This window comes from Nostoc sp. CHAB 5836 (genome assembly GCF_020829445.1).
Taxonomy (GTDB): Bacteria; Cyanobacteriota; Cyanobacteriia; order Cyanobacteriales; family Nostocaceae; genus Nostoc.
Genome location: NZ_JAIVFV010000198.1, coordinates 1 through 11607, shown reverse-complemented (window position 1 = coordinate 11607; position 11607 = coordinate 1). Strand labels below are relative to the sequence as shown.

Below are 11607 nucleotides of genomic sequence, written 5' to 3'. Positions count from 1 at the left end.
TTATTGAGAATAAGATTCGTGCCACTTTTATTCCTCAAATATCCTTTTATGTATTATTTTATTCTTGTGATTTTCATTTATTACCGTAATAACCGCTTATGACAGTAAGGGGTGCGGAATGTGGGATATATTGGTATGAAAAATCTGGAGGAAAGGTATGGGAAAGCATTTTTGAGCATTCTGTAGAGCGCCATTCAGCTTCACCCTTAAATTACGCCATTTTCGCTATCAAAACAAAAATGGATGAGCATATCAATGCCGCTAAAGTCCAGCTTGGGGTTCTTTAATCATAGTTAGGTGATCAAAATAAAAAAATGAAGAAGGAGCCTAACAACCCCAATGCACACCGACCGCCGAGAGGTTATCGGTTGGAATCCAAGGCTATCTGCGGCGGGTGATTGGGAACGTTAGGCCCTTTGGGAATTTTTACCAGTAGTGAAAAGCTGACTATCAGCAAGTTGATAGCCAGTGCCATTGAAACAAAAATTCAATTGGCGTAGTTGCTCTTGCTCGGTTTGCAGTACCTTAATGCATGGTAATGCCTGACCTCGGTTCTCTCCCACTGACAACAAATGCTTACCTGTTGGCAGATTGGGATTCAAGTAACTCAAGAATACCTGAGTAATTGGTTTGTCCTTTCTGAGCCAGTAACCAGTATACAGACATCCCAAAGCACCACAGACATCAGGCGTATTCAAGTTGAAAACTGCGAACCTACCGTCTTTTCCTTCCACACTCCAAGCCAGTATATTTTTAGCAGATACTTTGGAATTTAACTCTGTATTTTCTACAATCACCTGTTCAACGACTGTAGCAGGCACAACATTAGCAGCTTTGTTCCAAGTAACGGTTGCCGCATTTAAGCTACAGCCCCCTAAGCTCATGAGAATCGACAGCAACAAAAAGATGCCCAAACCAATGCGAAACCAATGAATCCAGTAGCGTACCCTCATAGTCGGTGCTGGTAATTGATATGCAGTTGTCTTCAGTGGTTGAGACTGAGTAGGGGAGGCGGAGTCAGAATAAACTCCCTTTCCTTCCGCTGCTTGTCCAAAGTGTATTTTTGAATTGGCATCAGTATCCAGTATTTCTTTTATCTCATGGGCTGAGGTAATAGAGGTTTTAGATAAATCTGTCATACTCTACCTCCCATTTTCAGTATTTTTAGCAGTGCTGATGTAGCTAGAATTTACATTAGGAGAACAGGTCAGCGTTCCATTATCGCTATTACTGTTGCGATAACTAGCTAAAGCGGTTTTGCCGTAATCTTTGAGACTGAGGCGACCGAGGGCATCTGAGCCATTTCCATCAACTTTGCTGTAATCACCACCAAAATGCTTTTGAGCCACTCGTTCAATTAGGCGATCGCCCGTAAATGGCTGTCCTGTAGCCGGATCGATTTGCTCTTGTGTCACTTGAATTTTGTTAGCCATATCAGCCATAAATGCCCTATCTTGGTCGGCTGGAGGAAAAAACTTAAATAGTTCAGCCTCTGTTGGTTGATGCCCTTGCTCCACTTGACTCAGAAACTCTTTACCTCCAGGCTTGGCAGCAATTAACTGCACTGCATAGGGGTTATAACTCATGAACTGGTAACGACCGAGAGCGCGACCACAATTTAAACCTCCATCCGCACAGGTATGTATACCAACTGCTTTGTAATCTCCGCTACCAGCGCTTTCAATCTCCGCAATTGCATTTGAGAGCGATCGCAAATCAATACCGGACAATGATTGACCTGTTATCGACTGACTACCATTACTAAACGTGCATGGATTAATCTTCTCTCTTACTCCAGTACGGTTGGTAGTGCTAGCTTTAGGCTCTCTTGTCGCTCCAGTTGGTAAAGACGTAGTATTTGTCCTCTGTTCACTCAAATTACCTACAAATATCAGAGAGTTAACCTTGTAGCTGAAAAAAGGAACAGGCCCAATAAAATAAGGTGTACAACCCATTCGCCAAGCACAGAACCGAAAGAACAAAGCCGTATCTACCGTATCAGTAGTTTCATCCGGCTCCATTACCACCACCTTAAAAGCTTTACCAAACGGTAGCCGTCCTGTTGGTTCTCGACCGTTATTCACTGCTTTCAGGATACCCCGTCCGCCCTCGACTTCTTGGTATTTCCCGGAAATCCACTGCTTACCTTCTAACTTACTGCGATGGTGGAACGCCCACCGTAGGTGATCGCTACGACCTGTATTCTCCAATTTGAAGTTGGTACATATACAACCTACATTCCGCACCCTCAACTGTCACAATCGGTTTTTACTGGTTTTTAGACATAAACAAAGCTACTGAATATACATAAAACCAGTAAAATAACTTAAATATGAAGATGCATGAGCATAATCTGCAACTACAACAATCACAAAAACTTAGTAATTACACTATGTGACACCCCAGGGTGCGGAACGTGGGATACAAGCTATCGCTTCTAGGTGAGAAATTCAAATTAAATTCATTATGAATACAAGCTTAATAAATACAAATAATTCCAGTATTTATACTCCAGAATATACTATTGTTTCCAATGTTTCAACTCTTAATTCAGCTCTCCAACCTCTGTTTCAGGCAGAAGTTTTAGCCATAGATTGTGAAACAACAGGACTTGACCCTCTAACTGATTCTATTAGACTGATTCAAATAGCTGCACCAAACCATCCAGTAGTGCTGATTGATTTACCAGCTATTCCCAAAAGCGATCGCCCACTACTCAAAAAACTGCTTTGTAACTCTGCTGTCAAAATTGCACATAATGCCAAGTTCGACTGGCAATTTCTCACACTCGCAGGACTTCAACCCTCTGGTCAATTCTTTGATACCCAACTTGCTTATAAAGTTCTAACCGCAGGATTAAAAACAAGCTCATCCTTACAAAATATAACTAAAAAGCTACTACACATTCAACTAGATAAAACTCAACAAATCAGCGATTGGTGTAAACCTCTTAAATCGGTTCAATTGCACTATGCTGCCGTAGATGCTGCCATATTACTTGACCTTTACCCAATTCTCCTCAACAAGTTAAAGCAGGCAAAGTTACTCAAAATTGCCCGACTGGAATTTCAGTGTATGCCTGTTGTAGCTCAAATGGAACTTAACGGAATGCTATTTGACTTGTCCCGATGGCAGATACTGGGTGCAAAACTAGAAACTGAAAAAACAGATGCTTTAAGGCAACTCAAGCAACTCCGTATTGCTAGTTCTCAGATGTCATTGCTGCCAGAACTGACAGATACAGTCAACCCGAATTCACCTCAGCAAGTTTTGGCTGCTCTCCAAGCTATTGGTATTAAAATCAACTCAACTAATCAAAGTAAATTAGTTTCTTTAGCTGCACAGTATCCCATAATTCAAGCATTGCTAGATTATCGCCGTCTATCTAAAATTATCGGCACTTTTACCGAGAAACTACCCCAGCATATCCACCCCAAAACTGGGAGAATTCATCCCAACTATTATCAATTAGGGGCAAAATCCGGTAGATTTTCTTGCCGCAAACCACCTCTACAAAATATTCCCCGTGATGAAGCTGCTCGTAGCTGCTTCATTGCTGCCCCTGGCTATAAAATTATCAAAGCCGATTACTCCCAAATAGAACTACGAATTATGGCTCGGCTTAGTGGTGATACAAAGATGTGCCAAGTCTATCGCCAGGGGGCTGACTTACATCGATTAACAGCATCTCTAGTAACTGGAAAATATATCAATGAAGTGACTGAAGAAGACCGCAGATTAGCAAAAGCAATAAACTTTGGATTGATTTTCGGTATGGGCGCTGCCAAACTCCAAATTTACGCCCAAGTAAAATATGGGGTGGCAATGACATTAGAACAAGCAAAAGCTTTCTCTAAACGATTCTTTGAAGCTTATCCTGGAATAGCTAAGTGGCATGAAAACATCAAACGTAAATACATCCAAGGCATTAAGGAAAGTCGTACACTAGCAAATAGACGACGGAGATGGGTAAACAAGCCCCGATTATCAGAGCTATTTAATCATCCAGTACAAGGTTTAAATGCCGATATCAACAAATTAGCTATGGTAAAACTTTCAACGACTTTAGCTAAATTCAGAACAAAACTCATCTGTGTAAGACATGATGAAATTGTACTGGAATGTCCAGAGACTGAAGTTGACCAAATTAGCCATATATTACACAATTGTATGGTTGCTGCTGCCCAAAAGTTTCTCAGCCGAATGGCACTAAGAAAAGCTGAAACACTTGCCAGATAAAGATTACAGCTTTTAATCAATGAATAGTGAGCGAATGGTCAAGCGATCGCTGCCGCATCAAACACAGCGAAATGGGTGGAGGGTGATGCAGGAGTTGCCCAAAAATTTTCTGAAAATGTCCCAAAGGATTGAGTAAAGATGAATTTGATGCCCTACCTCAAACTCTAACTGTGCGAGAAATTTACTATTACATTGTTATTCCTGGTTTTCGTACTCAAAGAGTCAGTTTAATCACTACTTTAGTCGAAACAACAACTTATTCTATTCTAGAACTTGTTGGGCTTTACGGTCAACGCTGGGATGTTGAATTAGATTTAAGACATCTCAAAACTACCTTGGGTATGGATGTTTTACGATGTAAAACACCTTCAATGGTACGTAAAGAAATTTATGTTTATTTGCTTGCTTACAATCTACTTCGTAGCTTGATGTGGTCAGCAGGAACTACTTATGGTACGCCTCCAAATCGCTTATCATTGCAAGGTACTCGTCATCATTTAATTAACTTTATTCCCCAATTGTTAACTGAGAGCGACGCAAAACGCCAGCAAATTTATCGCAATGAAACTTAAAGTTGTTGCTCACAAGGCTGTGAGCGATGCCTGCGGCGGTAAACTACGCCCTGCTAGAAACGAACCACGCGTTCGTAAACGTCGTCCAAAAGCTTACCCCTTAATGACAAAACCAAGGAATGAATTACGCAAGCAATTGCAAACTGCTTAAACCAAAAGGGTTTCGGCTTTTCTTAGTGCCATTCGATTCACAATCAATTTCCTAGAGTAGAATCGATATACTCTCCAGACAAACTCCGAGTGATTACAGCCTATCACGTTTAATAATAAAGCTAGTATCAAAAGTCCCAGTCTAACAAGCAGAAAATACTAATCGGTATCGTTGTTACGTTAGTGGCGAACGCTATTCTTTAGCAAGGAAAAGATTAAGAGTGTTTAGAATCTCAACAACCGCACGAGCATCTTCACGAGCATTGGATTTTATTGGTGAGTAGGTCTCAGGGAACAAGCAGTTGCTAGCCAAGCTAAAAACAGGCCGCATCTGACTACTGATTATTCTGGTATTCTGGTAGGTTAGATAACGTGCATCGAGGACAATACCCTTAGCTGGTCCACCAAGTAGACAACCAAACTTCCCAATCTCTTTCTGTTGTATTCCGCCGGATAAAATGTCATAACTGAAGCTTCGCCGCAGACCTTCTAGTCTGCCGTAAATACTCTCGGGTACTTTGATGAGTTGACCATCAATAGAGAGAGAGAATTGGTCATCAATTGACCGTGAATTAGGATCGATGTCATTTCCATAGAACTTAATTTCTTTTGTCACCGTGTTGTCAGATTTATACTTAAGATTTAAGAGCAATGTTTGTTCAGCCAAGGTCATGTTTGGGAACAGTACCAGAACTAATACCACAAATACCCTTATAAGTGTCTTCATTAATTAGCCTCTGCTATTTCAACAATCTTTTATATTAAAGTGTCTGCCGAGGGGAAATGAGCGTTGAAACAGAAACCTAATCTAAAGCTAAAATCCTTTCTGCACAGACAGTCCGATCATTCGCCTGTAAGAAGAGTTTTCTATTTGGCGCCGATTTTTGTAATCTCTAGTAATTACCCCAATAATAGTTATTTTTCTCACTATTCCTATGTCAAGTAAACTTCTTTACTTAATCTTCAATATATAACATTATGTAATTCCTGATACATATTTCCCTTCCTATAATCGAAATTTTATCCTTTGCACAGATGTATTTTTTTCCCTTATTAAAAATCCGATATCTTGTGAAATTTTGTTTTGTTCTTGACAAAAACGCAATTTATTCTTGTAGAAAAAATAGTTTTGTGGTAGAACTCATAATGAAAAATACATAAGTAAATTTTATAGCTTGGCTAAGGATATCTTTTATCAAGCAATAATCAAGTTTATACAAGCTTCATATAATACTGTTAGCTGTGGTAAATCTGCTCATAACCTACATGAAAACGTTCAAGCAGCATTATCTTGAACTCGACCCAGTAACGGGAATTTACGTCGATGATGTTCAAGGGCGATCGCTCTACTGCCGATCTTAATCCTCACCTGTAGCCTTGAACCGTAGCATTATGGGAAGTCTTTGCGCCGCGCTAACAAAAGCGACGGCAATGCTGAGAGTAAATTCAGTTCAGCAGCAAAGATGTTTCTGATGCCTTCTACGCCTTTTTTCTCTCAAATGGCAGCATTAATGGAACAACCTTACTAGTAGTCTTTTCAGAAGAACCTTTTTTTGTTTTTGGTTGGTTCTCATCTACAGAAACGCTTTTATCCTGTTGTGCTATAGCATAATCACTTTCCTGTGGATCTGGCTGGTAGACAAGCAAATCCCCTGGTTGGCAATCGAGAAATCTACAAATGTCATTAAGCCGCTCAGGATTCATTCGAGGCATTTCATCAGTTCTTCTGAGCCGATAAACAGAGGTTTCGGTGATTCCAATACCTTGCGCTAAGTCCTTATTTCTAATCCTTTTTTGAGCCATTACCTCATTAAGTTTCCAGCGTATCACTGTTTTAACCATAACCTTTACCCCACAATCCTAATATTCGTACTGGAAAAACGATTAATCTTCTTCTCAATCACTTTTCCTGATTTTACACAAGAATACTATATAGTTACACAAAACTACTTTAAATATACGCGATACGTATTGACAGCAGTATACGTCTCGCGTATATTAAATATGTAAGGCGTTGGGAAACAGATCTCAACCCAAAACTAAAAAGCGACCGCCCTGTCTGGAAAACTTAGCGATCGCCTTTTGACTCTATTACTTGAGGATTCCATTATGACACATCGAACCCACACACACCTTGCCCTTGGACGCTACAACCTCCCGCGCCTCAAAAGAATCGCTGCCGAACTCGGCGTAACACCCACCGGGGACAAGAGAGGTAGTGAAACTATATTGCACAGGGCATGATGAACAACCCTATCCCGATAGGGTGCGGCTGAGATAAGGCGACTTTTAGGATTTGTCAGGTGAAAGGTTCCTAAAGAATCCTCCCGGCAGCGCAGACAACACGAAAACCAAAAGGGTCGTTGAGGAGGCCGCGCCTGAAGTAGTAGTTGCGGGACGCAGAACGGCAGTTTCCAGGATTATTGATCCAGGAACCGCCCCGCAGCACGGCACTTAATTGCTATTGAGAACGATTATTATTCTTGTTATCAAACCACGGACTACCATCTGTTGGCGCACTTTCATAATTCTCGTGCCAATCATCAAGACACCATTCCCAAACGTTTCCGTGCATATCGTATAATCCAAAGGCGTTAGCTACCCCAAAACTGCTCACAGGCGTAGTCTCTTCTCGATAGATACCTTTTGGTCCTCGTCCATAAGAACCCGACCATTTATATTCTTCGTTATCTGTACCCCTGTAATTGGCAAGATCAGTTGTGATTGTCTCGCCAAAGTGAAATGGAGTAGTTGTTCCCGCTCTACACGCATATTCCCATTCTGCTTCACTGGGTAGCCGATACTGCCTTTTTGTATGTTGCGAGAGGCGATCGCAAAACTCAACCGTATCGTACCAGGAAACGCGCTCTACAGGTCGTTGATCCCCTTTGAAATCCGATGGGTCAGCTTCTAGCTCAATGTTTACTTGTGGTAGTGCTGCTACGGCTCTCCACTGTGCTTGAGTGACTGGATATCTACCCATGCAAAAATTCTGAATAGTTACTAAATGCTGAGGACTTTCTGAATCGCTGCGCTCTAGTTCATCCTCTGGTGAACCCATCATCAATTAACCATTCCTGTTGAGTCATCTATCGCTCCTGGGATGAAAAACTATTAAATCTATATTTTGCTACAAATCTACAGAACGGGATTCCAGATTGATATTAGCAGTCTCAGTAGATTTGCGATAGTAGTTTGCTCAAGTCAATTGGCATTGCTGAATCAAAATATGAATCAGGCGATCGCTCCAATATGACCAGAGCCGGACAGTTGTTTGGCATTGCTTTGATCAAAGGCGATCGCTTTTTCTAGGCAGAGGACAAAGAGGACTGAGTTTGAGCATCTGTTGAGCGAGGATTTTTGTTCTGGTTCAAGAGGCTACGTCCGCTATCGCCAGGAATCTCAACAGAAGTAGGTGTACCTGAATCTTTGGTGTAACTAATTAAATCTGTGGGAGTAATTTCCCCTTGTAAATCTTCGGCTAAATAATTTAGGGCATTGCATAGTCTGTTTAAGGATTCACCATCTAGCCGTGGCATAGTTTTGGCTTTTCGCAAGTTAGCTATGGAGTTGTGGCTAACTCCCATTGTTTTAGCAAGGTCGCCAGCTCTAATGTCATACCTTGCCATAATTTCTTTTAATCTCCATTTAATCAAGGTTTGGTTCACAAAATCAACTCCTTAAGCTTACTTCTATCTAGTGTATACTACAAATTTCAAAGTCAAAGCTGATATTTATAAGCTTTAACTTTGAAATCCTTTGGGACATTTTCAGAAAATTTTTGGGCAACTCCTGCATCACCCTCCACCCATCAGTGAGAGGTTAAGATAATTGCACAAATGTCCGTGAGGGTGCAGGAAAAGGCGATAAATCCAGCTTGGAGACTGGTTTTCGGAGCGCTTTGGTAAGAAGAAAGCCGCACAGTTGCCCCATACTCCCCAACTCCCGCAGCGTTGGATTGAGAAGAATTTTGATGAACTGCGTAGTCAGTGGTACAAATCCAAGGGGCAAAGTTCCCCAGCGCAAAATCACAAATGGGAAACAGACCCGCGTACTGCTGACTGGCTAGCCATCATCGAGGAGACAGCAAACCCCCTCGAATTCGCGTCTGATAAGGAAAAAATAGAGTTTGTAAAGTGGTGCAAAGAAACCAAGCAGTTTAGCTGGTTGAAGGAAGGTGAACATGACTGACCTCCCAATCTTTGAACGGCTGCCAATCAATGAACAAACCGAGAATGATGACAAAGAAATTTGGCAACCATCCTGGCATTGCTTCTGTTGCCAGGACACAGGGCTAATTTACAGGCATCTAATAGAGCTAATAATTCCCGACTTCGATCCCAATCGCGATCGCATCCCGGTTTGTCAAGGCTGTAATAAGTTTGACAACTACCATCTAAAAGAATACGGAGTCTTAGATTTACGATTTGACCTCTACATCTGCAAAAAATTGGATGCGATCGCTCGTGATGGTTGGAAACGCACCACTCAGCAACAGTTTGAAAAATATAAAAATCAACTTGATATTGCAACTGGTGCGATCGCTTTATTATCGCCGTTGATATTACAGATTTATTCTTAGAGGAAACCATGTCATGCAGCAACTCACACAACTTGACCTCTGCTCAGGAGTTGGTGCAGGTTTCCCCGTTGCCGGCACAAAACTTGGATTCAAGCTTATCGGAACCGCAGAGATTGACCCCTACTGTAGCGGTATCCTCGCAAAACGATTCCCAGGAATTCGCAACTATGGAGACGTGCGAAACCTTGCCCTTGACTACACAGGAGCAATCGATCTCATCACAGCTTCCCCGCCCTGTCCTCCATTTTCCACAGAAGGCGATCGCAAAGGAGCCGACGACGAGCGAGATTGTTTCCCCGCAATCCTCAAAATTATTGCAAATTACAAACCCCGATTTGCCGTTATTGAAAACGTCACAGGTTTGCTCACTTGTCCCGAAAGAATTGGAGATGAGCGCGGTTACTTCCGGTATGTTTTACAGCAGCTTTCCGACGGCGGGTATGATGCGGAATGGATTACTCTCGGAAGCGGCCACTGTGATGCTCCCTTTATTAGAGAGCGAGTATTATTGGTTGCCGTCTCCCGGAGCATTGAGCTTCAGTGGCAAGGGGCGACCACCTGGGCAGACCAAGCAAGAGGGTGGATTGAAGGAAAAAGGTGCGATCGCGCCGGGGCAAGTGGTAAACCCGGAATTTCTAGAGAGCAGTTACAATCTTCCACTTGGCTGGACAGACCCACAGGAAAACAGATCAGCATTGGAGTTGCTAGCGGAAATGGAAGCGTCCGCCATCGCCGCGCAGCCCTCGGAAATGCCCTTGACTGGAGAGTTGCCAGTATTGGACTCAGAAGAATCCTCTACCTTAACTCAATCGCTGAATAAACTAACACCAGAGATTTTCTTAGAGGAAACAAAAGAGGATACCAAGCGAGCGCCTCACTCAAAACGCAGACAGCGTAAGGGCTCTCTCTACAAATACTTAGAAAATAAGAAGCTGAAAGATGGAAGAATCGCATCCTACCCCCGTGTAATCGGTCACAGACACCCCGACAATCCTACTCATTGGCGCTGGGGGTTTAACTGGGAAGAGAAGGTGGATGGTGAGTGGAAGGGGCGGAGTATTGGCTCGGTGCCAGTAGGGGCGATCGCACTTATCCAATCTATGCAAAATGAGGGGGTTAGTTTAGAGGAAATAATCGGTTTTATTAAAAGAGCGAAAGCTAAGAAATAAATTCTTAGAGGATGAGGACAATGCTATTAACAGAACCTGAAATACAACAAGTTTTAGAGCAAGTTCAAGCTGCTTTTCCCAACTTGACTGACTGGAAATACAATAATGAAAAAAATGATGAGTAAGTAGGTCGGCGTAATTAAAGCTAACTGGCTAAGGCTGTCATTTGTCATTTGTCCTTCGTCATTTACAAGGGTTTTAAGCCTATTTACGTTTCATAACATATTTAGGTTTTTTCGCGCCAACTTACTTAAGCAGTTTGTAATTGTTTACGTAATTCATGCCGGGGCTTGGTCATCAAGGGGTAAATTTTGGGGCGACGTTTACGAACTCGTGGTTCACTACGGACTGGGCGGAATGGCACGCTTGAAAAGCTATAAACTATACGAGGTAAGGATTTCAAGTTTTCATGAATGAACAGTGAGTGGGCAGGTTGAGCGATCGCCTCCGGATCAAACAGAGCTTCATGGATGGAGCGATAATGCACGGGCTGTCAAAAAAATTTTTAGGTAGAAAAAGCTCACTCGTTCATGAAATACTTTCAAAAAGACGAGCAAGCAAATCTGGTAGATTCGTGTCACAAGAAATATACCTAAATCTTAAGAAAGTTCTTGATGTCTTATTGTGCCCACATTGTAAACTTGTCAGGTGAGCGTTGTGGGGTGATGCTGGAGGAGAGAGGATATTGACCCGGACAAGTTTGCCCAAATGGTGACAGATGCCCCACAGTGGACTGAATGGATGGCTTAAACCAATTCGCAATACTTTGGCTTCGCTCAGTACAAGTTCGCTTTTTCGCCCATGACCATTTAATGAAATTCACGCATTCAAAATTCTGTTAGGAATAATAAGAATAATAATGAAATTGATTAACAAAGTTTGGGGGTTTAATTCC

General features: G+C 42.1%; 15 protein-coding genes and 1 pseudogene. 9 read left to right on the top strand and 7 right to left on the bottom strand.

Annotated elements, in window-relative coordinates:
* Positions 1-98 precede the first annotated feature (98 nt).
* Positions 99-287 carry a hypothetical protein gene (locus LC605_RS27300; protein WP_229550621.1) on the top strand — a complete coding sequence of 63 codons (189 nt, stop codon included), beginning with the start codon at positions 99-101 and terminating at the stop codon, positions 285-287.
* A gap of 120 nt (positions 288-407) precedes the next feature.
* On the opposite strand, the gene LC605_RS27295 is transcribed toward LC605_RS27300, so the two are convergent.
* Together LC605_RS27295 and LC605_RS27290 are read right to left on the bottom strand one after the other, a co-directional pair.
* Positions 408-1139, bottom strand: a complete 732-nt coding sequence (locus LC605_RS27295) for a hypothetical protein (protein WP_229550620.1) — start codon at positions 1137-1139, stop codon at positions 408-410.
* A 3-nt stretch (positions 1140-1142) separates the two neighbouring features.
* On the bottom strand, positions 1143-2210 hold the full coding sequence (locus tag LC605_RS27290) for a hypothetical protein (RefSeq protein WP_229550619.1): 1068 nt from the start codon (positions 2208-2210) through the stop codon (positions 1143-1145).
* 256 nt (positions 2211-2466) lie between these two features.
* Here LC605_RS27290 and LC605_RS27285 point away from each other — a divergent pair, with 256 nt between their 5' ends.
* From LC605_RS27285 to LC605_RS27275, 3 genes are all read left to right on the top strand, one after another.
* Positions 2467-4239: a bifunctional 3'-5' exonuclease/DNA polymerase gene (locus LC605_RS27285; protein WP_229550618.1), complete on the top strand. Its 1773-nt coding sequence runs from the start codon at positions 2467-2469 to the stop codon at positions 4237-4239.
* Between the two features lie 128 nt (positions 4240-4367).
* A complete protein-coding gene (locus LC605_RS27280) occupies positions 4368-4811 on the top strand; it encodes a transposase (RefSeq protein ID WP_229550617.1) in 444 nt (147 codons plus the stop codon).
* Positions 4801-4962, top strand: coding sequence for a hypothetical protein (locus tag LC605_RS27275; RefSeq protein ID WP_229550616.1), 162 nt, complete (start codon positions 4801-4803; stop codon positions 4960-4962). Before LC605_RS27280 ends, LC605_RS27275 begins: the two co-directional genes overlap by 11 nt.
* A gap of 192 nt (positions 4963-5154) precedes the next feature.
* On the opposite strand, the gene LC605_RS27270 is transcribed toward LC605_RS27275, so the two are convergent.
* Together LC605_RS27270 and LC605_RS27265 are read right to left on the bottom strand one after the other, a co-directional pair.
* Positions 5155-5688 (bottom strand): hypothetical protein, encoded by a 534-nt coding sequence (locus LC605_RS27270; protein WP_229550615.1) that lies wholly within the window; start codon positions 5686-5688, stop codon positions 5155-5157.
* Positions 5689-6440: 752 nt separating this feature from the next.
* On the bottom strand, positions 6441-6803 hold the full coding sequence (locus LC605_RS27265; RefSeq protein WP_229550614.1) for a helix-turn-helix transcriptional regulator: 363 nt from the start codon (positions 6801-6803) through the stop codon (positions 6441-6443).
* A gap of 267 nt (positions 6804-7070) precedes the next feature.
* Here LC605_RS27265 and LC605_RS33160 point away from each other — a divergent pair, with 267 nt between their 5' ends.
* Positions 7071-7205, top strand: coding sequence for a hypothetical protein (locus LC605_RS33160; RefSeq protein ID WP_267868679.1), 135 nt, complete (start codon positions 7071-7073; stop codon positions 7203-7205).
* A 70-nt stretch (positions 7206-7275) separates the two neighbouring features.
* Here LC605_RS33160 and LC605_RS27260 read toward each other — a convergent pair.
* Together LC605_RS27260 and LC605_RS27255 are read right to left on the bottom strand one after the other, a co-directional pair.
* A pseudogene (locus LC605_RS27260) lies at positions 7276-8022 on the bottom strand (formylglycine-generating enzyme family protein); the annotation flags it as partial.
* 247 nt (positions 8023-8269) lie between these two features.
* On the bottom strand, positions 8270-8629 hold the full coding sequence (locus LC605_RS27255; RefSeq protein ID WP_229550613.1) for a helix-turn-helix transcriptional regulator: 360 nt from the start codon (positions 8627-8629) through the stop codon (positions 8270-8272).
* Between the two features lie 256 nt (positions 8630-8885).
* Between LC605_RS27255 and LC605_RS27250 the strand changes: the two genes are divergently transcribed.
* From LC605_RS27250 to LC605_RS27235, 4 genes are read left to right on the top strand one after another with little or no spacing between them, the layout of a single operon-like run.
* Positions 8886-9152, top strand: a complete 267-nt coding sequence (locus LC605_RS27250) for a hypothetical protein (RefSeq protein WP_229550612.1) — start codon at positions 8886-8888, stop codon at positions 9150-9152.
* Entirely contained in the window at positions 9145-9543 is a 399-nt protein-coding gene (locus LC605_RS27245) for a hypothetical protein (RefSeq protein WP_229550611.1), read from the top strand. The genes LC605_RS27250 and LC605_RS27245 overlap by 8 nt, the downstream gene beginning before the upstream one ends.
* 13 nt (positions 9544-9556) lie before the next feature.
* Entirely contained in the window at positions 9557-10363 is an 807-nt protein-coding gene (locus LC605_RS27240) for a DNA cytosine methyltransferase (protein ID WP_229550610.1), read from the top strand.
* The gene (locus LC605_RS27235) at positions 10320-10712 is read left to right on the top strand and encodes a hypothetical protein (protein ID WP_229550609.1); all 393 of its coding nucleotides are present in this window, start codon (positions 10320-10322) and stop codon (positions 10710-10712) included. Before LC605_RS27240 ends, LC605_RS27235 begins: the two co-directional genes overlap by 44 nt.
* A gap of 250 nt (positions 10713-10962) precedes the next feature.
* On the opposite strand, the gene LC605_RS27230 is transcribed toward LC605_RS27235, so the two are convergent.
* Positions 10963-11199: a hypothetical protein gene (locus LC605_RS27230; protein ID WP_229550622.1), complete on the bottom strand. Its 237-nt coding sequence runs from the start codon at positions 11197-11199 to the stop codon at positions 10963-10965.
* Between the last annotated feature and the right edge of the window lie 408 nt (positions 11200-11607).